Origin of the sequence: Streptomyces sp. NPDC086023 (assembly GCF_044540325.1) — a bacterium.
Taxonomy (GTDB): domain Bacteria; phylum Actinomycetota; class Actinomycetes; order Streptomycetales; family Streptomycetaceae; genus Streptomyces.
On record NZ_JBITRX010000005.1, the window covers coordinates 180703 to 207675 of the forward strand.

The 26973-nt window shown below is 74.5% G+C and carries 26 protein-coding genes and 1 pseudogene; 18 read left to right on the forward strand and 9 right to left on the reverse strand.

All coding sequences use genetic code 11. The features are described 5' to 3' along the window. Nucleotides 1-2 precede the first annotated feature (2 nt). From ACIF6F_RS12420 to ACIF6F_RS12435, 4 genes are all read left to right on the forward strand, one after another. Nucleotides 3-368: a DUF6113 family protein gene (locus tag ACIF6F_RS12420; protein ID WP_399945557.1), complete on the forward strand. Its 366-nt coding sequence runs from the start codon at nt 3-5 to the stop codon at nt 366-368. A gap of 335 nt (nt 369-703) precedes the next feature. After that, nucleotides 704-2917: a peptidoglycan binding domain-containing protein gene (locus tag ACIF6F_RS12425; RefSeq protein WP_399944984.1), complete on the forward strand. Its 2214-nt coding sequence runs from the start codon at nt 704-706 to the stop codon at nt 2915-2917. 416 nt (nt 2918-3333) lie between these two features. Continuing rightward, complete coding sequence (locus tag ACIF6F_RS12430) at nt 3334-4527, forward strand: sensor histidine kinase (protein ID WP_399944986.1); 1194 nt, start codon at nt 3334-3336, stop codon at nt 4525-4527. Then, on the forward strand, nt 4524-5141 hold the full coding sequence (locus ACIF6F_RS12435; protein ID WP_399944989.1) for a response regulator: 618 nt from the start codon (nt 4524-4526) through the stop codon (nt 5139-5141). Before ACIF6F_RS12430 ends, ACIF6F_RS12435 begins: the two co-directional genes overlap by 4 nt. A gap of 54 nt (nt 5142-5195) precedes the next feature. Here the strand turns inward: ACIF6F_RS12435 and ACIF6F_RS12440 are convergent, their stop codons facing one another. Next, complete coding sequence (locus ACIF6F_RS12440; protein ID WP_399944993.1) at nt 5196-6056, reverse strand: alpha/beta fold hydrolase; 861 nt, start codon at nt 6054-6056, stop codon at nt 5196-5198. Nucleotides 6057-6153: 97 nt separating this feature from the next. On the opposite strand from ACIF6F_RS12440, the gene ACIF6F_RS12445 reads away from it, so the two are divergent. Then, nucleotides 6154-6726, forward strand: coding sequence for a CGNR zinc finger domain-containing protein (locus ACIF6F_RS12445; protein ID WP_399944996.1), 573 nt, complete (start codon nt 6154-6156; stop codon nt 6724-6726). Between the two features lie 63 nt (nt 6727-6789). Here the strand turns inward: ACIF6F_RS12445 and ACIF6F_RS12450 are convergent, their stop codons facing one another. Continuing rightward, nucleotides 6790-7605, reverse strand: coding sequence for a transglutaminase-like domain-containing protein (locus ACIF6F_RS12450; protein ID WP_399944999.1), 816 nt, complete (start codon nt 7603-7605; stop codon nt 6790-6792). Then, nucleotides 7602-8606, reverse strand: a complete 1005-nt coding sequence (locus ACIF6F_RS12455) for a GNAT family N-acetyltransferase (protein WP_399945002.1) — start codon at nt 8604-8606, stop codon at nt 7602-7604. The genes ACIF6F_RS12450 and ACIF6F_RS12455 overlap by 4 nt, the downstream gene beginning before the upstream one ends. 117 nt (nt 8607-8723) lie before the next feature. On the opposite strand from ACIF6F_RS12455, the gene fdxA reads away from it, so the two are divergent. The 3 genes and pseudogenes from fdxA to ACIF6F_RS12470 all read left to right on the forward strand — a co-directional run bounded on the left by fdxA (nt 8724) and on the right by ACIF6F_RS12470 (nt 11921). Beyond that, a complete protein-coding gene (gene fdxA / locus ACIF6F_RS12460; RefSeq protein WP_399945004.1) occupies nt 8724-9053 on the forward strand; it encodes a ferredoxin in 330 nt (109 codons plus the stop codon). 114 nt (nt 9054-9167) lie between these two features. Then, on the forward strand, nt 9168-10274 hold the full coding sequence (dapC, locus tag ACIF6F_RS12465; RefSeq protein ID WP_399945007.1) for a succinyldiaminopimelate transaminase: 1107 nt from the start codon (nt 9168-9170) through the stop codon (nt 10272-10274). Between the two features lie 133 nt (nt 10275-10407). Further along, nucleotides 10408-11921, forward strand: a pseudogene (locus ACIF6F_RS12470) (transposase). A 71-nt stretch (nt 11922-11992) separates the two neighbouring features. On the opposite strand, the gene ACIF6F_RS12475 reads toward ACIF6F_RS12470, so the two are convergent. The 3 genes from ACIF6F_RS12475 to ACIF6F_RS12485 form a co-directional block, all read right to left on the reverse strand. Further along, nucleotides 11993-12391, reverse strand: a complete 399-nt coding sequence (locus ACIF6F_RS12475; protein ID WP_399945010.1) for an ATP-binding protein — start codon at nt 12389-12391, stop codon at nt 11993-11995. 290 nt (nt 12392-12681) lie between these two features. After that, a complete protein-coding gene (locus tag ACIF6F_RS12480) occupies nt 12682-14442 on the reverse strand; it encodes a DUF4153 domain-containing protein (RefSeq protein ID WP_399945012.1) in 1761 nt (586 codons plus the stop codon). Between the two features lie 438 nt (nt 14443-14880). After that, entirely contained in the window at nt 14881-15828 is a 948-nt protein-coding gene (locus ACIF6F_RS12485) for a hypothetical protein (RefSeq protein ID WP_399945014.1), read from the reverse strand. A gap of 208 nt (nt 15829-16036) precedes the next feature. Here ACIF6F_RS12485 and dapE point away from each other — a divergent pair, with 208 nt between their 5' ends. Together dapE and ACIF6F_RS12495 are read left to right on the forward strand one after the other, a co-directional pair. Further along, complete coding sequence (gene dapE / locus ACIF6F_RS12490; protein WP_399945016.1) at nt 16037-17116, forward strand: succinyl-diaminopimelate desuccinylase; 1080 nt, start codon at nt 16037-16039, stop codon at nt 17114-17116. A 69-nt stretch (nt 17117-17185) separates the two neighbouring features. Then, a complete protein-coding gene (locus ACIF6F_RS12495; protein ID WP_399945019.1) occupies nt 17186-17941 on the forward strand; it encodes a TIGR00730 family Rossman fold protein in 756 nt (251 codons plus the stop codon). 68 nt (nt 17942-18009) lie between these two features. Here ACIF6F_RS12495 and folP read toward each other — a convergent pair whose 3' ends face one another. Then, the gene (gene folP, locus ACIF6F_RS12500) at nt 18010-18870 is read right to left on the reverse strand and encodes a dihydropteroate synthase (RefSeq protein ID WP_399945022.1); all 861 of its coding nucleotides are present in this window, start codon (nt 18868-18870) and stop codon (nt 18010-18012) included. 89 nt (nt 18871-18959) lie between these two features. Here folP and ACIF6F_RS12505 point away from each other — a divergent pair, with 89 nt between their 5' ends. Together ACIF6F_RS12505 and ACIF6F_RS12510 are read left to right on the forward strand one after the other, a co-directional pair. Further along, nucleotides 18960-19331, forward strand: coding sequence for a DivIVA domain-containing protein (locus ACIF6F_RS12505; protein WP_399945559.1), 372 nt, complete (start codon nt 18960-18962; stop codon nt 19329-19331). Further along, complete coding sequence (locus tag ACIF6F_RS12510; RefSeq protein ID WP_399945024.1) at nt 19328-19897, forward strand: DNA-3-methyladenine glycosylase I; 570 nt, start codon at nt 19328-19330, stop codon at nt 19895-19897. The genes ACIF6F_RS12505 and ACIF6F_RS12510 overlap by 4 nt, the downstream gene beginning before the upstream one ends. Before the next feature lie 63 nt (nt 19898-19960). Here ACIF6F_RS12510 and ACIF6F_RS12515 read toward each other — a convergent pair whose 3' ends face one another. Beyond that, nucleotides 19961-20761 carry an enoyl-CoA hydratase/isomerase family protein gene (locus tag ACIF6F_RS12515; protein ID WP_399945027.1) on the reverse strand — a complete coding sequence of 267 codons (801 nt, stop codon included), beginning with the start codon at nt 20759-20761 and terminating at the stop codon, nt 19961-19963. 346 nt (nt 20762-21107) lie between these two features. Here ACIF6F_RS12515 and ACIF6F_RS12520 point away from each other — a divergent pair, with 346 nt between their 5' ends. Further along, complete coding sequence (locus ACIF6F_RS12520) at nt 21108-21275, forward strand: DUF3117 domain-containing protein (RefSeq protein WP_006346801.1); 168 nt, start codon at nt 21108-21110, stop codon at nt 21273-21275. Between the two features lie 126 nt (nt 21276-21401). Here the strand turns inward: ACIF6F_RS12520 and ACIF6F_RS12525 are convergent, their stop codons facing one another. Next, nucleotides 21402-22064: an O-methyltransferase gene (locus ACIF6F_RS12525; RefSeq protein WP_399945030.1), complete on the reverse strand. Its 663-nt coding sequence runs from the start codon at nt 22062-22064 to the stop codon at nt 21402-21404. A gap of 142 nt (nt 22065-22206) precedes the next feature. Between ACIF6F_RS12525 and sigE the strand changes: the two genes are divergently transcribed. From sigE to ACIF6F_RS12550, 5 genes are all read left to right on the forward strand, one after another. Beyond that, nucleotides 22207-22965, forward strand: coding sequence for an RNA polymerase sigma factor SigE (gene sigE, locus ACIF6F_RS12530; RefSeq protein WP_399945031.1), 759 nt, complete (start codon nt 22207-22209; stop codon nt 22963-22965). Then, nucleotides 22962-23618: an anti-sigma factor family protein gene (locus tag ACIF6F_RS12535; RefSeq protein WP_399945034.1), complete on the forward strand. Its 657-nt coding sequence runs from the start codon at nt 22962-22964 to the stop codon at nt 23616-23618. The genes sigE and ACIF6F_RS12535 overlap by 4 nt, the downstream gene beginning before the upstream one ends. Nucleotides 23619-23888: 270 nt before the next feature. Then, nucleotides 23889-25535 carry a S1C family serine protease gene (locus tag ACIF6F_RS12540; RefSeq protein WP_399945037.1) on the forward strand — a complete coding sequence of 549 codons (1647 nt, stop codon included), beginning with the start codon at nt 23889-23891 and terminating at the stop codon, nt 25533-25535. A gap of 93 nt (nt 25536-25628) precedes the next feature. Further along, nucleotides 25629-26054 carry a sec-independent translocase gene (locus ACIF6F_RS12545; protein ID WP_399945040.1) on the forward strand — a complete coding sequence of 142 codons (426 nt, stop codon included), beginning with the start codon at nt 25629-25631 and terminating at the stop codon, nt 26052-26054. A 113-nt stretch (nt 26055-26167) separates the two neighbouring features. After that, nucleotides 26168-26965: a hypothetical protein gene (locus ACIF6F_RS12550; protein ID WP_399945043.1), complete on the forward strand. Its 798-nt coding sequence runs from the start codon at nt 26168-26170 to the stop codon at nt 26963-26965. Nucleotides 26966-26973: the final 8 nt, after the last annotated feature.

Sequence of the window (26973 nt, forward strand, 5' to 3'; positions counted from 1 at the left end):
CGATGCCCGGCCGGATCGCCGCCGCCCTCGCCCTGTTCGTCGCCGGCCTGGTGACCGGGCTCGCGGGCGCCCTCGTCGTCGACGCCTGGTTCCCCGGCGGGCTGTTGCTCGCCCTGCTCGGCACGTTCGGCTGTTTCCTCGGCGGGCGGATCGCCACCGGGGGCGTGCTCGGCACCGGTGCCGCGGCCGCCGGCTGGTTCGTCGCCTTCCTGCTGCTGTCCACGCCGCGGCCCGAGGGCGACGCCGTCTTCGTTGCCGGAATCAGCACGTATGTCTACATGCTGGGTGGAATCGTCGCCGCTGTGATCTGCGCCACCCTCCGTCCGCCGGCGGAACGAACCGTTCCGGCCGCGGGGTCCGGCAGGTGACGTGCCGTTCGGGCCGACGCCGGGAACCCGTCCGGGGGTTGTGAGAACGGCGCCCGTGCGGCCCCGGGGGCGTACGCCGGAACCGGGCTGCCACATGCGGACAGTTGCGTTCCGGCGGTGGCCAGTATGGTGGACGGCGCCGCCGAGCTGCCCGCGCACGGTACGACGGGCGGCGGAGCCAACCGGGAGAACCTGCCTTGAGTCGTGAAACTGACAGTTCGTCCTCCGGGCCCCAGGGGCGCGGCGGAGCCGCCTACCCCTCGGGTACGCCGCCGTACGGATCCCGCCAGAATCCGGCCACGGACACCGGGGCGAACGCTCCGGAGGAGCAAACGATGACTTCGAAGCCCGCGCCGTCCTCCCTGGAACCGGACGAGCCCAAGACCGAGACCACGCTGACGACCCGGATCCGGATCAACATCCCGGGTTCGCGGCCCATCCCGCCCGTGGTCGTCCGCACACCGGTCGCCGCCGAGGACGCCGCGGCGGAACCGGAGCCCGCCCCCGCGGCGTCGCAGCACGAGGAGCCGCCCGCGGCCCCGGCCGCGGCGGAGGCGCCCAAGCCGGAGCCCGCGAGCGGCTGGTTCGCCCCGCGCAAGGGCGTGACCCCGCCTCCGGCGTCCCGCCCCGCCCTCCCCGGACCGGGCACGGCCCCGGCTGCCGGGTCCCCTGCGGGGGGCCCGGACAACGGGGGAGCGGACATGAACGGACAGGGACCGGGCCAGCGTTCCGGCGGCCCCCGCGCGGGCCTGCCCCAGCGGCCCGTCGGCCGCGGACCGGGTGCCCCCGGCGGCCCGGCCGCGCGCGGCGCGGGTGCCTTCGGCGCCGGCGCCCCCACGGGCGCCCCGGCCGGTGCCCCGGGTACGCCGCCCCGCGCGCCCGGCAACCGCCCCGGCGGCCCGGCGGCGGGCAACGGCTTCGGCCCCGGCGGGCCCGGCGCCCCCACCGCCCCCGGCGCTCCCGCCGCCCCCGGCGCTCCCGCCGGCAACGGCTTCCGCCCCGGTGCCCCCGCGGCTCCGGCGGCCGGCAACGGCTTCGGCCCCGGCGGGCCCGGCGCCCCGGGTGCCCCCGCGGCCCCCGGCGGGCCCGGAGCAGGTGCCCCGGCCGGCGGCCACGGCTTCCCGCCCCCGGCTCCCGGCGCGGGCAGCGCGTACCCGCAGGGCGGTCCCCGCGACGGCGCCCCGCACCGGCCCGCCGGCCCGACGACCGGGCCCGGCCTCGGCACCATGCCGGTCGCGCCCCGCCTCGACGACGACACCAGTGCGTTCACCCCGCAGTGGCCCGGCCCCGACCTCGGCGACGACGCGCCCACCAGCGCGCTGCCGGTCGTACCGCCCATGCCGCAGCCCGGCGCGCCCGCCGTCGAGAACCCCGGCTTCGACGCCCCCGGCTTCGACACCTCCGCCGTCGACACCTCGGCCTTCGACCGCCCGGCCTACGACGCCCCCGCGTTCCCGCAGGGCCCGGCCGCCGGCCCCGGTCCGGCCACCCCCGCACCGGGCCGGCCCGGCCCCGGCGGGCCCGGTACGGACAGCCCCGGCCTGAGCAGCCCCGCCGCCGCGCCCCGGCGCCCGGTGCCCCAGCCGAAGAAGGCCGCGGCCGCCCGCAAGGGCGGTTCGAAGCTGGTGCTGGCCTGCTCCGGCGCGGTCGCCCTGCTCGGCGTCGCCTACGGTGCCGGCCTGCTGCTGAACCACTCCGACGTGCCCAAGGGCACCACCGTGCTGGGCGTGGACATCGGCGGCAGCAAGGAGGAGGCGCTCGGCAAGATGCAGCAGGCCTTCGGCGGCCGGGCCACCGTGCCGATCCAGCTCACCGTCGGCGGCCGGCAGGTCGAGCTCAAGCCGGAGAAGGCCGGGCTCAGCCTCGACAGCCAGACCACCGTCCGCAACGCCGAGGGCAGCGACTACAACCCGCTCTCCGTGATCGGCTCGCTGTTCGGCAACGAGCGCGCCGCCGATCCGGTGGTCCACGTCGACGAGGAGAAGCTCCAGGTCGCCCTGGAGGACCTCGCGGGCGGCTCCGGCTCGGTGGTCGAGGGCACCATCAAGTTCGAGCCCAACAAGGTCACCGCCGTCCCCGGCAAGGCCGGCAACGCCCTCGACGTCGACAAGTCGATGGCCGCCGTGGAGCAGGCGTACCGCAAGCAGCTGGAGACCGGCCGCGCCCCCGCCGTGGACCTCCCGGTCACCAGCAAGGAGCCGGTCATCGACCAGGCCGAACTCGACCGCATGATGAAGGAGTTCGCCGAGCCCGCGATGTCCGGCAAGGTCATCGTCAAGGCCGGCGGCAAGTCGATCCCGTTCGGCCCCGCCCTGTCGCTGCCGAAGATCCTCGGCGTCAAGGCGGTGGACGGCAAGCTCGTCGACACGTACGACCTGGTGGCCCTCAAGGAGCTGTACGGGGACACCTTCGACGGTGTGCTGATCACCCGCGGCACCGGCGAGAAGACCCCGGTCAAGCCGGAGGACGTGGTCGGCGTGCTGCGGCAGGCCCTGCGCGGCAAGACCGCCGCCGAGCGCACGGCCGAGATCGAGCTCGACCCGAGCTGACCCGCGACGCCCCTCCGCGCCAGAGGGGCCCCGACGGTCAGAGGGCCCCCGCCGGAACACCGGCGGGGGCCCTCGCACATCCGGGCGCCGCCGACGGGTCCCGCACCGGAGCCCGGCCCGCCGCCCCCCCGCCCGCCGCTCCCCGCTCCCCGCCCGCCGCTCCCCGCCCGCCGCACCCCGGCCCGCCGCACCGTCACGGTCCCGCCCATGACATCCGTCATGCCGGACCCACGACTCGCGACACTGCCGCCGGCACCCCGCCGCGGGCGAGTCTTGGGGCATGACGACGACCGTGCGGAGCACTGCCGCCCCCGGGGCGAGCTTCGAGACGCGAGGGACCTCGCGGTCCGCGCCGCCCACTTCGCGGTCTCCGCGGACGGCGCGGCCCGGCTCTACCGCAAGGACACACTGAGGCCGTGAACACCACCCGCGTACACACCGTGCCCGGCCCGGAAGCACGTGTCCTGGCCGGCCTCGGCGAACCGTCCGGCAACCGCCGCCAGACGGTCGTCAAGGTCCTCTGGACCTCGGTCTGGCTCTTCTACCTCGGCGCGCCCGTCTCCGACCTGGTCGCCGGCGGGCACAGCACCGGCGTGCGGATCCTCGGCTGCCTGGGCCTGGCCGCCTTCATAGCCTGGTGCCTGGTCCTGCTCCTCAGGACCCGCCGCCGGGCGAGCACGCCCCGGCTGATGGCCTCCGTCGGCGTCCTGGCCGCGCAGGCCCTGGTGCTGTCGGTGTGCCTGGGACGGGAGTGGCTGGTGCTGTTCGTCTACGTGTCCATCGCGTCCGGCGCCGCCCTGCCGGCCCGGGTGGCGCACTGGACGGTGCCGGGCGCGACCGTCCTGCTCGTCCTGGCCGCCCTCTCGGTGCCGGCGGGCGGCTACTACCTGGCCGGCCTGGTGGTGCCCGCGCTCCTCGGCGGCTTCGCGGTGATCGGCGTACGGGAGATGGTGCGCACCACCCTCGAACTGCGTCAGGCGCGGGCCACGGTGGCCCGGCTGGCCGCCAACGAGGAACGGCTGCGGCTGGCCCGGGACCTGCACGACCTGCTGGGCCGCTCCCTCTCGCTGATCACCCTCAAGAGCGAGCTGGCCGGGCGGATGCTGCCGGACCACCCCGAGAAGGCGGCCGCACAGGTCGCGGACATCGAGAAGGTCGGCAGGCAGGCGCTGGCCGACGTGCGCGAGGCGGTCAGCGGCTACCGGCGGCCGACCCTCCCGGGCGAACTGGCCGGTGCGCGCACCGCCCTGGCCGCCGCGGGGATCGTCGCGGACCTTCCGGCGGACCCGCAGCTGCCCGAACTGCCGGAGGAGGCCGAGTCGGCGCTGGCCTGGGCGCTCCGGGAGGCCGTCACCAACGTGGTCCGGCACAGCGGTGCCCGCCGGTGCAGCGTGCGGCTGGCCGCCCGCCAGACCCCGGCCGGTCCCGAACTGGAGCTGGCGGTGGCGGACGACGGGCCGGGCGCGGGGGCCGTCGTACCGGGCAGCGGCCTGGCGGGGCTGACGGAGCGGCTGGCCGCGGCGGGCGGGACGCTGTCCGCCGGGCCCTCGGGCGGGGGTTTCACCCTCGCCGCCCGGATCCCGCTCACCCCCCTGGGATCGGGCTCATGACCGCCGCACCCGTCCGAGTCCTCCTCGCGGAGGACCAGTCGATGGTCCGGGAGGCCCTCGCCGCGCTCCTCGGCCTCGAACCGGACGTCGAGGTGGTGGCCCAGGTGGCACGCGGGGACGAGGTGCTGGCGGCGGCCCGCAGCCACGACGTCAACGTGGCGCTGCTGGACATCGAGATGCCCGGCAAGACCGGCATCGAGGCGGCCCGCGAGCTGCACCAGGCCCTGCCCGCCCTGAAGATCGTGGTGTTGACGACCTTCGGCCGGCCCGGCTACCTGCGCGGCGCGATGGAGGCCGGCGCCTCGGCCTTCCTGGTCAAGGACGCCCCGGCGGCACAGCTGGCCGACGCGGTGCGCCGGGTGCTGGCGGGGGAGCGGGTCATCGACCCCACCCTGGCGGCCGCGGCCCTGGCGGACGGCGCCAACCCCCTGACCGGCCGGGAGCGCGAGGTGCTGCGGGCGGCGGCGGACGGGGCGACCAACGCCGAACTGGCGGCCGGGATGCACCTGTCCCAGGGGACCGTGCGCAACCACCTCTCGACGGCCATCCAGAAGCTGGCCGCCCGCAACCGCGCCGAGGCGGTGCGCATCGCCCGCGAGAAGGGCTGGCTCTGACCTTCCCGGCCGGCCCTGCCCGCCGGCATCCGGCCTGATCCGGGGGGCCTGGGCCTACGCGAGTCCGCGCAGGAAGTCCGCGACCAGCGGGGCGATCTCCGGCAGGCGCTCCTCCAGCGCGAAGTGGCCCGTCTCGAAGAGGTGCAGCCGCGCCTGCGGCAGGTCGCGCAGGTACGCGTGGGCGCCGGGCGGGGTGAAGAACGGGTCGCCGGTGCCCCAGACGACCAGCGCCGGCGGCGCGTACTCGCGCAGCCAGGCCTGCCACTCGGGGTAGCGCGCCACGTTGGAGCGGTAGTCCAGGGCCAGGTCCACCTGGGCGTCCTTGCGGCCCGGGAGCTCCAGGAAGTGCTGGTCGAGGGTCCAGCTGTCGGGGTCGAGGCGGGCCGGCTCGGAGGCGCCCGTCTCGTACTGGAAGCGGGTGCCCTCCAGGGTGAGCAGGCCCCGGATCTGCTCGACGTCGCCCGGCACCTCCCGGCGCAGGGCGATGAACTGCCGTGCCGCGTCGGAGAGTCCGTCCTCGTACGCGTTGCCGTTCTGCACCACCAGACCGGTGATCCACTCGGGGCGGCGGACGGCGATGCGGAAGCCCACCGGCGCCCCGAAGTCGAAGACGTACAGGGCGAAGCGCTCCAGGCCGAGGGCGGTGACGAAGCCCTCGGTGACGTCGGCGAGCCGGTCGAAGGTGTACGTGAAGCCCGCGGGCGCCTCGGTGCGGCCGAAGCCCGGGTAGTCGGGGGCCACCAGGCGGAACTCGCCGCCCAGGGTCTCCATCAGCCGCCGGTACTGGTGGGAGCCGGAGGGGAAGCCGTGCAGCAGGAGCAGGACGGGGGCGTCGGCCGGCCCGGTCTCGCGGTAGAAGACCCGGACCCCGTCGACCTCGACGTACCGGTGGACGATCTGCCCCGAGCTGCTCATCACATGCCTCCATCACGGAAAGACCCATTAGGTGCCGGGTGGCTCCAGCATCGGTGGTCACTTCTAACGTGTCAACGGTGAGATGTAGCATTAGGGAATGACCGCACCGTTCCCCCTCACCGGCGAACCGCTCGCTCTCGACCTGGTCAACACCCGCGTCCTCGACGGCACGGTGGACCTCATCGCGACCCCGGAAGCCCTCACGGCCTGGCTCGGCACCCAGTCCGGCCGTCTCGGGGAACGCCCCGACGCCGGACCGGCGGAACTCGCCGCCGTCCACGCGGTACGGGACACCGCCGCCCGCCTCATCGGCGCGGCCCGCGCCGGGACCCCCGCCCCGCCCGAGGACCTGGCGGCGCTCAACGCGACCCTCGCGGCCGCCCCCGCACACCGGCACCTCGGCCGGGACGCCGACGGCCGCTGCACGGGCGGCACCCGGCGCTCCGGCACGCCCGCGCAGCGCCTCGCGGCCGAACTCGCCGAGGCCGTCGCGGAGCTGCTCCTCGACCCCCGCTTCGAGAAGGTGCGCCAGTGCGAGGGCCACGACTGCGTGCTGCTCTTCCTGCCCGCCCACCCGCGCCGCCGCTGGTGCGTGCCGTCCGTCTGCGGCAACCGGGCCCGGGTGGCCCGCTACTACCAGAGGCACAAGGAGCACGGCGAGGAGCGGTGAGGGGTCGCGACGAGCGGTGACACGTGGTGAGGAGCGGTGGGGGAGACCCCCGGCCCCGAAGGGTCAGTTGAGCATCGCCCGGGCCGCGGCAGCCTCCGCGCGGATCCGCTCCGCCGCGGCCTCGTCCACCGCGCCCATCAGCTCGGCGTACCCCTCCAGCTCCGCCGCGCCCCGCAGGAACTCGCCGCGCTGCACCAGCAGCTGGGCCCGCTCGTAGCGCAGCCGGGCGGGGTGGGACGGCAGCAGCAGCGACAGCTCCGTGGCCGCCAGCTGCACCCCGCACTGCTCGGGCCGGGCGCCCGCCCAGGCCCGTACGTTGTTCAGGATCCGCAGCACGATCTCCAGCGGGGGAGCGGGCTCCAGCTGCGCCGGGTCCAGGGGCGCGCCCGTCGCGCTCACCACCAGCAGCTCCGCGTCCGCGCCGGTCAGCGGCCGGCCGCCCGAGTACGGGTCCGCCAGCACGTGCTCCGACGGGTCGCCGAAGCCGACCACGAAGTGCCCCGGCAGGGCGACCCCGTACACCGGCGCCCCGGCCCGCCGGGCGACCTCCATCCACACCACCGACAGCAGGATCGGCAGCCCGCGTCGGCGCCGCAGCACCTCGTGCAGCAGCGAGGAGTCCAGCCGCTGGTAGTCCACCGGCACGCCCTGGAACCCGTACCGGCCGCCGAGCAGCGCCGCCATCGCGGAGGCCCAGCGCCGGCCGCCGCGCAGCCCGTACGGCAGCTCGCCGGCCAGCCGGTCCAGCTCCATCTCGGCCTCGTCCATGCCGCGTTCGTCCAGGGCGGGGTCCAGTTCCGCCGCCAGCAGCAGGCACAGCCGCGCGAGGTCCGGCCGCTCGGACCGGGCCTCCCGGGCGAACTCCTCGCGGCCGCTCACGGCACCGCCGGGGCGCGGAAGTGGTGGTACGCGTGGTGCGGGGCGAAGCCCAGGCCGTCGTACAGGGCCAGCGCGCCCGCGTTGTCCGTCTCGACCTGGAGCCAGGCGGCCGAGGCGCCCTCCTCCAGCGCCTGCCGCGCGAGCGCCGCCATCACCGCGCCGGCCAGCCCCTCGCGGCGGCGCTCCGGCGCCACCTCCACGGCCATGAACCCGGCCCAGCGCCCGTCCACCACGCACCGGCCGATCGCCACCACGGTGCCGTCCTCCGCCGTTATCGCCGCGAACCACACCGAGGGCCCGGCCGACAGCACCTTCACCACCTCGGGCGAGGCCTCGCCCGAGCGCTGGTAGCGCGCCATCCAGGCCGCGTCCGCGGTACGGGACAACCGCACCCGGGACACGTCCGCCGCCGCGTCCGCGAGCGGCGCCAGCGCGGCGATCCGCACCTCGGCCGACACCTCGCGCACCCAGCCGCGCCGCTCCAGCTCCACGCACAGCGCCTCCTGGGTGCCCTCGGCGCCGGTGGCGAGCTGCGCGTACGCCGGAAGTGCCCGTTCCGCGTACCAGGAGGTCACCCGGGCGAGTGCATCGTCGAGCGGCATCCCCGGATCGCCGAGCGGGAGCACCGAGTTGGCACGCCTGGTGAATCCGGCGGCTGCCCGCAGCTCCCACTGCCCCAGCCGCTCGCTCTCCACCGGCTGCCACGCGCGGGCGGAAACGGTCGCGAGCTCCTCGAAACCCGCCGCAGGACCGCGCCGGCGCGCCGGGGCAGGGGGCACAATCTTGCCCGCGACCAGCGTCGATTCCGCGATGCGGACGGTTTCCCCGGTCCGCCGTGTGATCAGCAGCACACCCTCGTTCCAGGATGTGAGAACACCGACCGTGTCAGTGAAGGTGCCCGTGCCGTCCCGGTCGGGGTTCAGGCGGCGTACAGAGACGCGTTTACCCACGTCAGCCGGGGTGATACGCACTTCAAACCGTCCACCGGCAGTGATTTCCACAGCTCTGTATGCCCCTCCTGTTCGGATCGTGCCCCGGAACGGAGATACTAGGTGCGGGCATCGACGACGCCGCGCTCCCGCGCGATTTGGACAGCCCTACCGAGGAGGAACGAGAGCGTGACCTACGTCATCGCGGAGCCTTGTGTCGACGTCAAGGACAAGGCCTGTATCGAAGAGTGCCCCGTCGACTGCATCTACGAGGGTTCCCGGTCCCTTTACATCCACCCCGACGAGTGCGTCGACTGCGGTGCCTGTGAGCCGGTCTGCCCCGTCGAGGCGATCTTCTACGAGGACGACACTCCGGAAGAGTGGAAGGACTACTACAAGGCGAACGTCGAGTTCTTCGACGAGCTCGGTTCGCCCGGTGGTGCTTCCAAGCTCGGCCTGATCGAGCGTGACCACCCGTTCATCGCGGCCCTCCCGGCCGACATCAACGCCGGTCACTGAGGTGACACCCCCCGGTCCTGTACGGCCCCGCCGTACAGGACCGGCGTGTTTTCCTGCCCCGTACCGCCACTACGAGGCGCTCCGAAGCCCGTACGAGAAAGTGAGCAGCGCACCGTGCCCGCAGTATCGTCCCGCCTTCCCGTCTTCCCCTGGGACAAGCTGGAGCCGTACAAGGCGACCGCAGCGGCCCACGCGGACGGCATCGTCGACCTCTCGGTCGGCACCCCCGTGGACCCGGTTCCCGACCACATCCAGCGGGCGCTGATCGCGGCCGCCGACTCCCCGGGCTATCCCACGGTGTGGGGCACGGCCGAGCTGCGCGACGCCATCGCCGGCTGGGCGGAGCGGCGCCTCGGCGCGGCCTCCGTCGCGCACCCCAACGTCCTCCCGGTGGTCGGCTCCAAGGAGCTGGTGGCCTGGCTGCCGACCCAGCTGGGCCTCGGCCCGGGCGACAGGGTCGCGTACCCCCGGCTCGCCTACCCGACGTACGAGGTCGGCGCCCGGCTGTGCGGTGCCGAGCCGGTGGTCTACGACGACCCGACGGAGCTGGACCCGGCCGGACTGAAGCTGCTGTGGCTGAACTCGCCGTCCAACCCCACGGGCCGCGTGCTGCCCAAGGAGGACCTCGTCCGGATCGTGGCCTGGGCCCGCGAGCACGGCGTGCTGGTCTTCTCCGACGAGTGCTACCTGGAGCTGGGCTGGGAGGCCGACCCGGTGTCCGTCCTGCACCCGGAGGTCTGCGGCGGCTCGTTCGACGGCCTCGTCGCCGTCCACTCGCTCTCCAAGCGCTCCAACCTTGCCGGTTACCGCGCCGCCTTCCTGGTCGGCGACGCCGCGGTGCTGGGCGAACTGCTCCAGATCCGCAAGCACGGCGGCATGATGACCGCCGCCCCCGTGCAGGCCGCCACCGCCGCCGCCCTCGGCGACGACGCGCACGTGGCCGAGCAGCGCGAGCGGTACGCCGCCCGGCGCGCGGCGCTCAAGGGCGCGCTGGAGGCCCACGGCTTCCGGATCGAGCACAGCGAGGCGAGCCTGTACCTGTGGGCCACGCGGGACGAGCCGTGCTGGGACACCGTGGCGTACCTCGCGGAGCTGGGCATCCTGGTGGCGCCGGGCGACTTCTACGGCACCGCGGGCGCCGGCTTCGTCCGGGTGGCGTTCACCGCCACCGACGAGCGGGTGGCCGCCGCCGTGAAGCGGCTGGGCGCGGCCGCCGCGTAACACCCCGACCGTGCCGAAGGCCCCGGACCGCTCGCTCGGATGCCGTTGGTCAATTCAGGGCCTGGCGTGACGTCGGCCTTCAAGACCTGGTTGTGGTCTTGAAGGCCGACGTTGTCGTATGGGGTGGGTGCGGATGTCGATGCAGCCGAAGGGGTCTGGGGAGATCCCGGCGGAGACGGTGCGGGTGGCTCGGGCCGCGTTCCCGAAGGGGAGTCCGGCGATCCGGGTGCGGGACGAGCTGGGGTCCATGTTCACGGACGAGGAGTTCGTGGACCTGTTCCCGGTGCGGGGTAGGCCTGCCTGGTCATCGGGTCGGCTCGCGCTGGTACTGGTGTTGCAGTTCGTCGAAGGGCTCACCGACCGGCAGGCCGCGGAGGCGGTGAGGGCCAGGATCGACTTCAAGTACGCTCTCGGGCTTCGGCTCGACGATCCGGGGTTCGACTTCTCGGTGCTGTCGGAGTTCCGGGACCGGCTGGTGAACGCGGATGCCGGGCGGCGGGTGCTGGACGGCATCCTGGCTGCGGCCCGGGAGAAGGGCCTGCTCAAGACGGCGGACCGGGCCCGCACCGATGCCACGCATGTGCTGTCGTCGGTGCGGGAACTGTCGACGAGGTGGGCCTGCGGGTCGGCCGTGACGGGATGCATCTGCTGGAGGCGGTCTTCGCCGCTGACGCACCGCCCGGCCTGGGCACCCTGACGGAGGTGGAGACCTTGCGGCAGATGTGGGTCCAGCACTTCCACCGGGTGGAGGGCGAGGTGAGGCGGCGGGACCCAAAAGACCGCCCGCCGGGCGCGTTGCGCCTGGTCACGCCCTATGACACCGAGGCCGGGGGCAGCGTCAAACGGGACACTCTGTGGGACGGATACAAGGTCCACCTGACCGAGACCTGTGAGCCGGACACGCCGAACCTGATCACGAACGTGGCCACCACCCTCGCCACCGTGCACGACAGCGTGACCGTCCCCGAGATCCACGACGCGCTGGCGATGCGGGACTGCCTGCCCGGTGAGCACTGGGTCGATGCCGGATATCCCACCGCCGGCCAGGTCGTGACCGCCAGGCGGGAGCACGGCGTCGTCCTGCACGGGCCGATGGCCGCCAGCACCGCCGCGTCGGCCGACGGCCCTTTCGGTCAGGACGCCTTCACCATCGACTGGGACCGCGAGCGGGTGACCTGCCCGAACGGCGTCGTCAGCACGCAGTGGGCCGAGCGGCGTTCCCAACAGGGGCTGCCCGTTATCCGGGTCCGCTTCAGCCCGGCCGGCTGCCGCCCCTGCCCTCACCTGCGCGACTGCGTCAACTCCCCCACAGCCCAGCGCCGCGAGCTCAACCTCCGGCAGAGCCGCGACGAACACGAAGCCGTCCGCACGGCCCGAGCCGAGCAGCGAACCGATACCTGGAAAGAGCGCTACAAGATCCGTGCCGGTGTCGAGGGCACCATCGCCCAGGCCGTCGGACGCTGCGGCATGCGTAGATCCCGCTACCGCGGCTTGGCGAAGACCAGCCTCCAGCACCAGCTCACTGGCGCCGCCATCAACCTCGCCCGCATCGACGCCCACCTCACCGGCACACCCCGGGCCCGCACCCGCACCAGCCACTGCGCAGCACTTCGCCCCGCCGACCAAACGATCGACGGGGCGAAGTAGAAGGACCCGAATAACCAACGGTATCCGCGCGTGCTCCGGGGCCTTCGGCGTCCCTGGCCGAGGAGGGGGTGTCAGCCGAGGGGGGACGGGACGGGCAGCTGGCCGGTGGCGACACCGCCGACCGGCAGTCCGCCCAGGGAGGGCGGGGCGGCGGGCAGCTTGCCGGTCACGGCGTCGGCCGCGGGCAGCTTCCCGGCGACCCCGTCGGCGGCGGGCAGCTTCCCCGCGACTCCGTCGGCCGCGGGCAGCCCGCTCTCGGACGCCTGTCCGGCGGTCTCGCCGAGCAGGGAGGTGGCGCTGCCGGTGAGGCCGCTGGCGGACTCCTCGGCGGTGGCGGTCAGCGAGCCGAGCTGGGGGGCGGTCGTGGCCTCCGCGGCGCTCGCCGCGCCGGCCGCACCGACCACGGGTGCCGCCCCCGCCGCGAGCAGCAGCGCGGTGCGGGCGATCCGGCGGGTCAGGGGGAGGGACATGGTGCTCCTTGAAGCTGGGAGATCGTGCCGTACGCCGTGACAACAGCTCCCGGGGCGGGGTTGGTTGCGGCGACCACAGGTAAAGGATTGGTAACGCATCGCATTATCGGCTGCGGTGAAAACCGTACGAGCACCTGGTCAGGGCGGTGCCGAACCCTTCCGGCACGGCTCCGGGCCGCCGCCCCCTGAGGGTGACCGCCCGGAAATCCGTACGACAGGCCCCAGGGCCTGTCGTCAAACTCCCGCCTGCCCCGCGACGCCGGGCGACGTCGGGAGTTTGACGACAGGCCTTAGTACCGCGATCCACGGTCGAAGGAGCGAGGCCGCGCGCAGGACGCGTCGGGGACCGGCGGCCGCTCCCGCAGGATCCGCCGCGCCCGGCGCTCGCCAAGGCTGGTCGCGTACCACGGCACGTCGCCGGAGAGCCTCAGCTCCTCCCGGATCCCGGCCAGCGCGCAGGACCGCAGCGGCTCCGGCAGCCGGTCCAGGGCCGGCACCGCGTCCGCCGAAAGGAACTGCACGTACTCCAGGTCCAGCCGGCCGTCCCGCTCGAACCGGGCCACGTTCCGCCCGGCCACCAGCCCGTCGGGCGACACCAGCCCGAAGGTCAGTACGAACGCCCCCGCGGACGCCGCGACCGCCCGGGGCAGCAGCCGCGCCCCGAACACCCCGGCCGCGACGATCAGTACGAGCACCACCCCGAGCCAGAGCTCGACGGCCGCCACGGAGAGCCGCAGCCGCGTCAGCCCGTACGCGTCCACGTACAGGTCCATCCGGCGCAGCGCGGAGGCCACCACGACCAGCGTCAGCAGGCACAGCGCGCCCAGCACCGCACGGACCAGCCGCCGGTCGCCGGGGGAGGACCGGGGCGCCCAGCGCAGGGCGAGGGCGATCACGGCCAGGGTGAGCACGGTGGCCCACAGCAGCTGCCAGAAACCCTGCCGGGCGTACTCGGCGTAGCTGAGCCCGGTGCGCTCCAGGACCTCGGGGTACCCGCCGAACAGCACCGTCAGCTGCACGGCGTTGAAGCCGGCGAAGAGCAGGTCGAGCACGATCAGCGGCAGCGCCCACTCGGCCCGGGAGCGGGCCCTGCCGGGGGTCACGCGGATCCGGTCCCAGCGCATCGGCGCGGCCGCGACCCGGGCGGCGGCGAGCGCGGCGAGTCCGCCGAGGACGAACAGCACCAGCCGCAGCGGGCCGTCCGTGCCGGACAGGTCGGGGGTCATCCGCTCCAGCAGCTCCGCGAACGCGGCGTCGGCGGAGGCGAACAGGGCGCCGAAGAGCACCAGCAGCACCAGAGCCACCCCGGCCGCCTTGAGCAGCGGCAGCAGCCGGGGGTCGCGCCGCCCGGCGCCACGGGCCCGCAGCCCCGCCCACCCCCAGCGGACGGCACCCGGCGCGGCCGCGAACAGACCGGCCGGACCCAGCAGCACGCCCGGCCACGTCCGGCTGCCGTGCAGCGCGAAGGCGGCCGACCCGAAGGCGGCCAGCACGGCGAGGAAGGACGGCCAGGCGGAGTCCCGCAGCGCCGGCACCACGAGCAGGGCGAGGCAGCCGGCCGCCCAGACCAGGCTCCACGGCCGGGCCCGCCGCCCGGCGGTCCGGGCGGCGGCGTACGCGGCGACGGCGGCCGGCAGCACGGCGAGGAGCAGCCCGATCCCCACGCCGTCGGCCAGCAGCAGCGCGGCCGCGACCGCGGCACCCAGCACGCCCCACAGGGTCGCGGCGGTGACGGGCGCCGCCGGCCCGCTCCGCACGACCGCGTCCCACCCGGGCGCCGCCGCCCGCGCGACCGCCACCCCGGCTGGCGCCTTCCACGGATCCCGGCCCGCGGGCCCGCCCACGGCGCCGGCGGTCCCCGCCCCCTGCGCCGCGGGCCCGGGGACGGGACCCGCCCCCGCCCCTCCGGCCGTACCGGGAACTTCCGCCGCGTTCTCGCTCACGGCCACCCCTCCCCTTCGGTCGCCCCGCGGGCTGTCGGCGGGACGGCGGAGCGGCAGGTTAGGTCCTCCACGGGCGAACGGCCCCCGCCGTGCCGCCCGTTGTGCCACGACCGTGACATCCGTCCCGGTCCTGTCCCCGTCCCGGCCCCGGGTCCCGGCCCCTGCCCCCGGCTTCGACCCCGTCCCCGGGCTATGGCCTCGGGACCCCGCCTCGTGCCGGGTGCGGTTCGTTGCCGGGGGTGTGGTGCCGATGTCGGGTGCGGCGTGGTGGTGCTGCGGGCCGTTGCCGCTGCGCGGAGCCGGTTCCCCACCCCGCCCTCCCCCAGACTTCGTCCGGGGGGACCCTCATCCCGAAACCGGGGCGGAGCCCCCGAAGAGGTCCGGGCGAAGCCCTGGGGGCACCTCCCAGCGGTAGCTGGGGGAGGAACGGAGGAAGGGCGGGTTGGGGACCAGCCCCGCAGGGCAACGGCCCGCACCCGGCACGGGACCGGCACCCGGCACGGGACCCGCACGGGGCCGGGCCAGGGGCAAGGGGACCGCCGGAGGCTAGCGGCGGGGGGTGACCGTCAGGAGGATCTCGTCGCGCGGCGCCGTACCGGCCCGCCACGCGCCGCCGTGGCGGCCCGCCGTCCACACCTTGCCGTCGAACTCCACCCGGTCCAGACGCAGCTCCGCCGCCCGCGCCACCGCCCAGTGCGCCACGGCCCAGCCCCGCCGCTCCGACGGCACCGTGACGGCCAACGCAGAGCCCGGCGCAGAGCCCAACGCAGAGCCCGGCGCAGCCCCCGGCGCGGACGCGCCCTTGGCGCCGCCCGGCAGCACCCCGGGCCCGAAGTCCCGCACCAGCTCGGCCCGCACCTTGCCCGCCGACCCCTGCTCCTGCCCCGCGGGACCGCCGCAGCCCAGCGTCGCCGGCTCCCGCCCGGTCAGCGCCCCGGCCAGCAGCTGCGCGTCCGGCTCGTGCTTCGCGTACGCCTGCGGGAACCCGCTGAGCTGCACCTTCTGCGCGGCCACCGTCAGCGGCAGCCGTGAGTAGCCGCGCACCTTCACCAGCCGGTCGTAGAAGATCCCGGCCGAGTACACCGGGTCCATGATCTGCTCCGGGGTGCCCCAGCCCTGGGAGGGCCGCTGCTGGAAGAGCCCCAGCGAGTCCCGGTCGCCGTGTTTCAGGTTCCGCAGCCCGGACTCCTGCATCGCCGTCGCCAGCGCGATCGTCACCGCACGCTCCGGCAGCGCCTTGCGCGTGCCGACCGCCGCGATCGTCGCCGCGTTCGCCGCCTGCTCCGGGCTCATCTCGTACGTGGCGCCCTCGCCGCTCCCGCCGCCCGCGGCCCGCACCGTGCACCGCGGGGCCCCGCCGCCGCCGTTCGACGCGTACTGGGCGGCGAAGTACCCGGCCAGGCCGAACAGCACGCAGACGGCCGCGGCGATGCGCAGCGGACGGCGTCGGCGTCGGCGGCGCCGGCGGTCGGGCGACAGGCTGGATTCGGGCACGTCGCCCACCGTACTTGAGGCTTCCTCGCACCCCGGTAGTCGCCCGCGGCCACCAAAACGCCCCTGCCCAGTGGTCCCGCCCGCCCTGGAGTTGCCCCTGGACAGGCACCCCGGGGGCACCGGCCGCCCCGCCCGCCCCCGCCGCACCGCGCGTCCACCGGCCGGACGGCACCGGTCCCCCACCCGGCGGGGCGCTAGGGTCGGAGACATGCCAGATACCGCGCTCGACCTCAGTCTGGACGCAGCCGAACTCACCGCACGGCTCGTCGACATCCCGTCCGTCAGCGGCACCGAGAAGGTCCTCGCCGACGCCGTCGAACACGCGCTGCGCGCCCTGCCGCACCTGACCGTGGACCGGTACGGCAACAACGTGGTGGCCAGGACCGACCTCGGCCGCGCCGAGCGCGTCGTGCTCGCCGGGCACCTCGACACCGTGCCGATCGCCGACAACGTGCCCTCCCGGCTCGACGAGAACGGCGTCCTCTGGGGCTGCGGCACCACCGACATGAAGTCCGGCGTCGCCATCCAGCTGCGCATCGCCGCCACCGTGCCGGAGCCGAACCGCGACCTCACCTTCGTCTTCTACGACAACGAGGAGGTCGCCGCCCACCTCAACGGCCTGGGCCACATCGCCGAGGCCCACCCCGACTGGCTGGCCGGCGACTTCGCCGTACTCCTGGAGCCCTCCAACGCCCAGGTCGAGGGCGGTTGCCAGGGCACGCTGCGGGTGCTGCTCAAGACCCGGGGCGAGCGCGCCCACTCCGCCCGCAGCTGGATGGGCTCCAACGCCATCCACGCGGCCGGCCCGATCCTGGCCAGGCTCGCCGCGTACGAGCCGCGCAGGCCGCTGATCGACGGCCTGGAGTACCACGAGGGCCTCAACGCCGTACGGATCGAGGGCGGCGTGGCCACGAACGTCATCCCCGACGCGTGCACCGTCACCGTGAACTTCCGCTACGCCCCCGACCGCACCCAGGAGGAGGCGCTCGCGCACGTCCGCGAGGTCTTCGCCGACTGCGACGTCGACGAGTTCGTCGTCGACGACCACAGCGGCGGCGCCCTCCCGGGCCTCTCCCACCCGGCGGCAGTGGCGTTCATGGAGGCCGTCGGCGGCCTGCCCATGCCCAAGTTCGGCTGGACGGACGTCTCGCGCTTCAGCGCCCTCGGCGTACCGGCCGTGAACTACGGCCCGGGGGACGCGCTGCTCGCCCACAAGGTCGACGAGCGTGTCGAGACCAAGGCCATCCTGTACTGCGAGGAACGACTCCGCGCCTGGCTGACCGCCTGAATTCCGCTTCCGGCCACCCTTGTGTGCCTACTCTGAACGATCCGAACGATCAGCAGGAGGGAGCACGCAATGGGCAACCCGGAGGGCACCCGGCGCAAGCCGGAGGAGCAGCAGCTCGGCCCGGTGCTGCGGCGGCGGAACCAGGTCCAGGCGGGCAGCACCACCGACCAGCGACTGCTGGACTCGGCCGGACCGACCGAGTGGGTGCACACCGATCCGTGGCGGGTGCTGCGGATCCAGTCGGAGTTCATCGAGGGCTTCGGCACCCTGGCCGAGCTGCCGCCCGCGATCAGCGTGTTCGGCTCGGCCCGTACTCCGGCGGGGTCGCCGGAGTACGAGGCGGGCGTCCGCATCGGCCGCGCGCTCGTCGACGCGGGCTTCGCCGTGATCACCGGCGGCGGCCCCGGCGCGATGGAGGCGGCCAACAAGGGCGCCCGCGAGGGCAACGGCATCTCGGTCGGCCTCGGCATCGAGCTGCCCTTCGAGCAGGGCCTCAACCCGCACGTCGACCTCGGCCTGAACTTCCGCTACTTCTTCGTCCGCAAGACGATGTTCGTGAAGTACGCGCAGGGGTTCGTGGTCCTGCCGGGCGGACTCGGCACGCTGGACGAGCTGTTCGAGGCGCTCACCCTCGTGCAGACGCAGAAGGTCACGCGCTTCCCGATCGTGCTGTTCGGGTCCGCGTACTGGAACGGCCTGATCGACTGGCTGCGGAACACCGTCGTGGCCCAGGGCAAGGCCTCGGAGCGGGACCTGCTGCTGTTCCACGTCACGGACGACGTGGACGAGGCGATTGCGCTGGTCACCAAGGAGGTCGGCAAGTAGCGCCGACGCAAGCAGCGCCGGCGCAGGCAGCGCCGGCGTGCGACGGGCGGGTCAGGGCCCGGCGTGCCTCAGGCCAGTCCCCGGCGGGTCGCCGCCGGGGGCCGGTGGCCCTGGATCGAGGCCACCATGTCGAGGATCTGCCGGGTCTCGGCCACCTCGTGGACCCGGTAGACCTGCGCGCCCAGCCAGGCCGAGACGGCCGTGGTCGCCAGGGTGCCGAGCAGCCGCTCCTTGACCGGCTTGTCGAGGGTCTCGCCGACGAAGTCCTTGTTCGACAGCGAGACCAGCACCGGCCAGCCGGTGGCCGTCATCTCGCCCAGCCGGCGGGTGGCCTCCAGCGAGTGCCGGGTGTTCTTCCCGAAGTCGTGGCCCGGGTCGATCATGATCGCGTCCCGGCGCACGCCGAGGGCCGCGGCCCGCTCGGCCAGCCCCACGGTCACCCGCAGGACGTCCGCCATGACGTCCTCGTACTCCACCCGGTGCGGTCGGGTACGCGGCTCCGCGCCGCCCGCGTGCGTGCAGACCAGGCCCACGTCGTACCGGGCGGCCACCTCGGCCAGCTTCGGGTCCACCCCGCCCCACGCGTCGTTGAGCAGGTCCGCCCCGGCCTCGCAGACCGCCTCGCCGACCTCGTGCCGCCAGGTGTCCACGCTGATCACCACGTCGGGGTGACGGCGGCGCACCTCGGCCACGAAGCCGACGGTCCGGCGGACCTCCTCGGCGGCGTCGACGTGCTCGCCCGGACCCGCCTTGACCCCGCCGATGTCGATGATCGCGGCGCCCTCGGCCACCGCCTGTTCCACCCGGTCCAGGGCCGGCGCGTCGCGGAAGGTCGCGCCCTGGTCGTAGAAGGAGTCCGGGGTCCGGTTCACGATGGCCATGACCACCGGCTCGTGCGTGGCGAACTCGCGCCTGCCCAGTCGCAGCACCCTGATTTTCCTCCTCGTGTCCCTGCCCTCGACCTTAACGGTCGGTGGCTCATGGCACGATCGTGACCGGACAGTCCGGCACTGGGGAGTTGATCGTGTTCTGGTTCTTGCTGATCGCGTTGGTCGTGGTCGTCGCCGGGGTCACGCTCGCCGTCGTGGGCGGGGGCGAGCAGGCCGTGCTCCCCGAGGCGGAGCGGGAGGTCGTGGCGGACGCGCTGCCCGAGACCCGGCCGGTGACCAGGGCGGACATAGACGCGCTGCGGCTGCCGGTGGGTGCCCGGGGCTACCGCATGGCCGAGGTGGACGACGTCCTCTCCCGGCTGGGTGCCGAGCTCGCCGAGCGGGACGCCCGGATCGCGGGCCTGGAGGCGGCACTGGCCGGCGCGCAGGCCACGGCGGTGAGCGGACCCGACCTCTTCAAGCGCGACCGCGCCGAGGGCGACGAGGGGGAGCGGCGATGAGCGGGGCGGTCGCCGGGGCCGACGGCCTGCTGCGGTGTCCCTGGGGCCTGTCGGCCGAGGACTACGTGGCGTACCACGACGAGGAGTGGGGCAAGCCGGTCCACGGAGACGACGCCCTGTACGAGCGGCTGTGCCTGGAGGCCTTCCAGTCCGGGCTCTCGTGGATCACGATCCTGCGCCGCCGCGAGGGCTTCCGGACGGCCTTCGCCGGCTTCAGCATCGCGGCGGTCGCGGAGTACGACGAGACGGACGCGGCCCGGCTGCTCACGGACCCGGGCATCATCCGCAACCGCGCGAAGATCGAGGCGACCCTGGCCAACGCGCGGGTGCTGGCCGGCTGGGAGCCCGGGGAGCTGGACGAGCTGATCTGGTCGCACGCGCCGGACCCGGCCGGGCCGGCCCCGCTGTCGCTGGCGGACGTCCCCGCGGTCACCCCGGAGTCCACGGCCCTGTCGAAGGCGCTCAAGAAGGCCGGCATCCGCTTCGTCGGGCCGACCACGGCGTACGCGCTGATGCAGGCGTGCGGCCTGGTCAACGACCACCTCGTCGACTGCTCGGCGCGCTGACGCAGCGCACCGGCGGAAGGCCCGGGCGGGGGTGGGGCGAGGAGCCCGCACCCCCTCGCCGGCTCAGCGGCCCAGGAACTTCGGCCGCTCCTTGGCGACGAACGCCTGCACCGCGATCGTGTGGTCCTCGGAGGCGCCGGCCCGGGTCTGCAGCTCGTCCTCCTTCTCCAGCGCGTCGGCCAGCGGGGCGCCCGCACCGAACGCCAGGGCCTCCTTGATGGAGGCGTACGCGACCGTCGGCCCGTCCGCGAGGCGGCGGGCCACCTCGGCGGCCGTGGCGGCGAGCTCCTCGGCGGGCACGAGACGGTTCACCAGGCCCAGCTCGTCGGCCTCCTGCGCGGAGATCGACCGCGGGAAGAGCAGCAGGTCGGCGGCCCGGCCGGCGCCGATGAACCGGGGCAGGGTCCAGGAGAGGCCCGAGTCGGAGGACAGGCCGACCCCGGCGAAGGCGGTGGTGAAGCTCGCGCTGTCGGCCACCACCCGGTAGTCGGCGGCCAGCGCGAAGCCGAAGCCCGCGCCCGCCGCGACGCCGTTGACCCCGGCGACGACCGGCTTCGGCATCTCGGTGATCGCCCGGACGATCGGGTTGTAGTGCTCGCGCACCGTGCTCAGCGCGTTGCCGGAGCCCGACTCGCGGGTCGCCGCCAGGGCCCCGATGTGCTCCTTCAGGTCCTGGCCCACGCAGAACGCCCGGCCGGTGGCGGTCAGCAGGACCGCGCGGACGTCCGGGTCGGCGCCGGCGGCCAGCAGGGTGTCCCGCAGCGCGACCTTCAGCTCCGTGTTGAGCGAGTTCATCGCTTCCGGGCGGTTCAGCGTGATCGTCGCGAGCCCGTCGGTCACGTCGTACAGCACGGTGTCTGCCATGGCAGGTGGTGTCCCCTCCGTCGCGGACCCGGCCAGCGGATCGGTACTGGCCGGTACAAGGGCCAGCATGGCGGAGATCCCCGGAGGCGGGCGTGTGATGTGCGTCAAAGAATCCGGTCGTGCCGGGGGTCACGTCCCGGACACGCGGCGGCGAAGTATCGCAGCTGGATCCCCGAAATGAGTGGTTTTGGCCAAGCGCGTTGCGCAAGCGTTCCCGGCCGATGTTGGTCATCGGGTCCTGACATGCGGGATAATGGCTGGGAAGCAATGTGTTCGATGCCGGGTACTAGGCGCCTGAATGGGGCCGTCGGCTGACGATGAGCTGGTTTCAGGAAGGGGAACGAGCATGGCGGCCATGAAGCCGCGGACGGGTGACGGCCCGCTCGAGGTGACCAAGGAGGGGCGGGGCATCGTCATGCGCGTTCCGCTCGAAGGCGGCGGTCGGCTTGTCGTCGAGCTGACCCCGGACGAGGCCGAGGCCCTCGGTGACGCCCTGAAGCAGGTCGTCGGCTGACGCGTCGGCCCTTTCCATCTTCCGCTGCCCCGGTCGTGCCCAGCACGGCCGGGGCAGCGTCGTTCCCGGACCGCTCCGCTCAGGGGTGTCCGTCCCGTACCGCTACCGCCGGCGCCGGGATGGGGATCAGCGGCGTACCGCGCAGAGCAGGCCGTCGCCCACCGGCAGTACCGCCGCCTGGAGCGCCGAGCTCTCCCGGACCGCCCGCAGCAGCTCGCGCACCCGCAGCACCTCGACCGTCGCCGTGGCGGAGTCGACCGTCCGGCCGTCCGCGAAGACGCCCTCGAAGCACACCAGGCCCCCAGGTCGGAGCAGCCGCAACGATTCAGCGAGATAGTCCAGCGACTCCGCCGGATCGCCGTCGCAGAAGACGAGGTCGTACCCGCCGTCCGCGAGGCGTGGCAGGACGTCCAGGGCGCGGCCGGGGATGAAGCGGGCCCGGTTGCCGGCGAAGCCCGCCGCACGGAAGGCCTGGCGGGCGAAGGCCTGCCGGTCGGGCTCGGGGTCCACCGTGGTCAGCACGCCGTCGGGGCGCATCCCGTGCAGCAGGTGGATGCCGGAGACGCCCGTGCCGGTACCGATCTCCGCCACCGCCTTGGCGTCCGCGGTGGCGGCGAGCAGGCGCAGCGCGGCGCCGGTCCCGGGGGTGACGGAACGCAGGCCCGCCTCCCTCGCCCGGTCGCGGGCCCACCGCAGCGCGTCGTCCTCGGCGACAAACGCGTCGGCGAACGCCCAGCTCGTCTGCCGGTTGCCGCTAATGACCCTCTCCTGTCCCCGTAGTTGGCGCAACGGTGACTGTATCCGTTGGCCATGGGAACCCGCAGATGGGACCGGCCGTTGAGAGGACGGGGAGCGGCGGTCCGACCGGCCCGCGGCACCCGTGCAAAGTTCGCGTAAAAACACTTATCCGGAGCTGACGGACGGGGTGGCTATGGTAGGGGCTCCACTGGACACCACCAGAGCCGACAGGGGAGGTGCGGCTGCGCCTGTGGATCGTGGGGGCGTGATCAGACGCCTCTTCAGGTCGGCGGGTGAGCCGAAATCCGTGACTGACATTGCTGACCGTTTCCACTCCGCTCCGACCGCAACCACCGCGACCTTCGCCGCAGATGCGGGCACGCAGGTGTGGACTCCGCCCTCGTGGGAGGAGATCGTCAGCACCCACAGCGCGCGCGTCTACCGGCTGGCCTACCGCCTCACGGGCAACCAGCACGACGCCGAGGACCTCACGCAGGAGGTCTTCGTCCGCGTCTTCCGGTCGCTGTCCACGTACACGCCGGGCACCTTCGAGGGCTGGCTGCACCGGATCACCACCAACCTCTTCCTCGACATGGTCCGCCGCAAGCAGCGGATCAGGTTCGACGCGCTCGCCGACGACGCCGCCGAGCGGCTGCCCAGCCGCGAGCCGTCCCCGCAGCAGGTGTTGCACGACACCCACTTCGACGCCGACGTCCAGCAGGCGCTGGACACCCTGGCGCCCGAGTTCCGCGCGGCCGTCGTGCTCTGTGACATCGAGGGGCTGTCGTACGAGGAGATCGCCGCCACGCTCGGCGTGAAGCTCGGCACCGTGCGCAGCCGCATCCACCGGGGCCGTTCGCACCTGCGCAAGGCGCTCAAGCACCGGTCCCCGGAGGTCCGGGCGGAGCAGCGCGCGCTCGCGGCAGTGGGAGGAGAGGGCGGAAACGAGTGAGCGGAGTCAGTCCCTCTCCTGCCGAACACCACCTGGGCGACCGGCTCGCCGCCCTCGTGGACGGGGAGCTGAACCACGACGCGCGCGAGCGCGTCCTCGCCCATCTGGCCACCTGTCCGCGCTGCAAGGCCGAGGCCGACGCGCAGCGGCGGGTGAAGAGCCTCTTCACCGAGACCGCGGTGCCGTTGCCGTCCGAAGGGCTGCTGGCCCGCCTCCAGGGACTCCCCGGCGGCGGCCTGCCCGGCGGCGGTGACGGCGGGTACCTCATGCCGGCGGACGGTGGTTTCCCCACGGCCGCGCCGGCGCCGCGCCCGCCCGCCGACACGGGCCGCCGGGCGCCGTTCGCCGTGGAGTACGCCGCCCCCGCCGCCCGGGGGCGCCGCCGGTTCGCCTTCGCCGCGGCCGGTGCGGTGTCGGTCGCCGCGATCGCCCTGGGCGGAGCCATGCCGATGGACCCGGTCGCGGAGCCTGCGCAGCGGGGCGACGGGGTCACCCCGGCGCGCTCGGGGATGCTGTCCGTCGCCGACGAGCGGCTGCGCGAGCGGGTGGACCGCCCGGTGCGGGCCCCGCTGCTCACGCCCGCGGCCTCGTACCCGGCGCAGCTGCCCCCGGTGGTCACGCCCGCGCCGAAGCCGGTCTCGCTGACGCGCTGAGGGGCCGGGCACGCGGGGTCGTCCCGGTCGCCGGGGCGGTCCGGCCGGGGACCGGCCCCGTGCCCGGGACGCCGGCCCCTTCCGGTCCGGGGCACAGTCCGCGGCGGGCACCTCGGGGAGGTGGCCGGCGGGGCGTGCGGGGGCGAGGATTCCGGTTCGTCCACGGCCAGGAACAGCCCCCGTGGCGGCACCCGGGGGCCCGGACCTGGTTGAATCCTGGTCGGGCACGCTCGACCGGGTGTGCGGTCCGGATCCCGCGGGGAGTAGCGCATGAACGACGGCCGTCCGACCCACTCGGATCCCGTGCCGCAGCCGCGGTGGTGGAGCCGGCCGGGGTCGCCCACGCCGCCGCCCCGCGATACGCTCCCGCCCCCGCGGACCTCCGCCGACGCCGCGGACGCGCCGGCGGCTCCGGCCGCCGGGGAGCCCGTACCCGTACAGTCGGCGGACCCCGCCGCGGCCGTGGAGTCCCAGGCCGCCCCCGCAGGGGCAGCCGACGCCGCCCCCGCGGCGACCGCCGAGGCGCAGCCCGCGCCCGTTCAGGCCGCCCCCGCCCAGGCCGGGTTCGCCGCGCCCGGAGCCGCCCCGGCACCCGTGGACGCACCGGCACCGCAGGCGGCCCCTTCGCCGTACGCAGCTCTCGCACCGCACGCCGCCCCCTCGCCGTACGCGGCGCCGGCCGACCCGTACGCCGCGCCCCCGGCCGACCCGTACGCCGCGCCCTACGCCGCCGCCGGCCCCCGGTACGACCCCTGGGCCTCCCCGCTCCAGGTCGCCGACGGCGGCGCCGCCCCCGCACGCAGGGTCCGCCCCGGCCGGGCGGTCGCGGGCGCCGTGCTGATCGCCCTGCTGGCCGGCGGCCTCGGCGGCGGCATCGGGGTCTGGGCCGAGCGCAGCGCCACCACCGCCATCGAACTCCCGCAGGCCGCCCCGGAACGGTCCGACCGCGCCCCGGACAGCGTGGCCGGCATCGCCGCCCGCGCCCTGCCCGGCGTGGTCACCCTGCACGTCCAGGGCGGCGGCCAGGCCGGCACCGGCACCGGCTTCGTGATCGACGGCCGGGGCCACATCCTGACCAACAACCACGTGGTCGACGCGGCGGCCGGCAGCGGCCGCATAACGGTCACCTTCAGCGGCGGCGAGACCGCCGCCGCCACCATCGTGGGCCGCGACGCCGGCTACGACCTGGCCGTCGTCAAGGTGAACGGCGTACGCGGCCTCAAGCCGCTGCCGCTCGGCAACTCCGAGAACGTCCGCGTCGGCGACCCCGTCGTCGCCATCGGCGCCCCCTTCGACCTGTCCAACACGGTCACCGCGGGCATCATCAGCGCCAAGGAGCGCCCCATCACCGCGGGCGGCGACAAGGCCGACGGCAGCGACGTCTCGTACGTCGACGCCCTCCAGACGGACGCCCCGATCAACCCCGGCAACTCCGGCGGCCCGCTGCTCGACGCCAGCGGCCGCGTCATCGGCATCAACAGCGCGATCCGCGCCGCCGGAGACTCCGGCGAAGGGGGCGACGGCAAGCAGCACCAGTCCGGCAGCATCGGCCTGGGCTTCGCCATCCCCGTCAACCAGGGCAAGCGCGTGGCGGAGGAGCTGATCGCCAAGGGCACCGCCACCCACCCGGTGATCGGCGTCACCCTCGACATGCAGTACACCGGCGACGGAGCCCGCGTCGGCACCAAGGAGCGCGACGGCAAGTCGCCCGTCACCCCGGGCGGACCCGGCGCCACGGCGGGCATCCGCCCCGGCGACGTGATCACCAAGGTGGACGGCACCCGGGTGCACAACGGCGAGGAGCTGATCATCAAGATCCGCGCCCACCGGCCCGGCGACCCGCTGACCCTGACCCTGGTCCGCGGGGGCCGAGAGCAGACGGTACGGGTGGTGCTCGGCTCGGCCAACGGGTCGTGACGAAGGGGTGAAGCATCACACGGAGTACCGGGCGCCGAGCGGCGGCGGGTACCGTTGTGCGGGCCCGCAGGAAGAGAACCGAGGAGCGGCAAGGTGTTCACTGACATAGGCGCACTCGAGCTGGTGACGCTCGTGGTCCTCGCCGTGCTCATCTTCGGCCCCGACAAGCTCCCCAAGGTCATCCAGGACGTCTCCCGGTTCATCCGCAGGATCCGCGAGTTCTCGGACAGCGCCAAGCAGGACATCCGGTCCGAACTCGGCCCCGAGTTCAAGGACTTCGAGTTCGAGGACCTGAACCCCAAGACCTTCATCAAGAAGCAGCTGACCGAGAACGAGGACCTGAAGGAGATCCGCAGCAGCCTCGACCTCCGCAAGGAGATCAACGACGTCGCCGACTCCGTCAACGGCCACGAGACCGAGACCGCCGCGCCGTCCGGCGGCGCCGGTCCCGACCTCCTGAAGAAGCCCGCGGACCCGGCCGAAGGCCGGCGCGCGCGGTTCGACATCGACGCCACCTGATTCCGCTCCTGCCCGGCGTGCCGGACTCGGATGGCTATCCTCCATCTGTCCGGATCCAGGACGCCCGAGGGGGGCGGGCCGCTCCGGACACCACGGAACGAGAGGCGGCCCTGATGGAGACCACGAGTCGGGTAGGGGTTCAACCGGCGGAGCAGCCGGTGCGTGCGGCGGACCAGGCCGACACCCTTGACCAGGTGCGTACGGCCGACCAGGTGCGTACGGAGAGCGAGCCCCCGCCCCAGGAGGCCCCGGGGCCCGAGGCACCCGGACGAAATACCACCGAGCCCAGGGCGCAGGAGGCCGCGGCCGTCCCGGCCGCCCGCCGCAACGCCGAGGGCTTCCTGCGCGCCGGCTTCCCCTGGTACGGCCTGGACGAGGCCTTCACCGGCCCGCGCTGGCTGATGCAGGTCGGCACGGGCGCGGACGGCACCGTCGAGCACGGCTCCGTGGGCCACGGCGACGAGCCGTCGGTCCGCGGCGAGATCGGCACCGGTGAGAAGGAGCGCTTCGCGGTCGTCGTCACCGTCGCCAGCAACCCGCTGCGGCGCAGCGGCGACGGCACGGGCGTCCTGGAGGCCACCTCGGTCTCCTCCGCCGCCTGGCTCGCCGGCTCCGGGCTGCTCGCCTTCACCTGGCCCGGCCAGATGGACCACTCCCTGCGCAGCGACTGGCTGGACCAGCAGACCGAGACCGCCTGGGAGCTGGCCGACGACCTCGAAGGGCCGGACTGGTCGACGCTGTCGCTGCCGGTGGACGGTGTGCCGACGGTCTTCCACTACCGCGAGTCCGAGTTCGGCTGGGTGCTGGCCGGCTCCACCGGAGCGGGCGTCCACCTGGGCGCGTACGGGCGCGGGATGAGCGCGTACGGCCTGGCCTTCTCGGCGGTCGGGGACATCACCGCTTACCAGTAGCCGGGTAC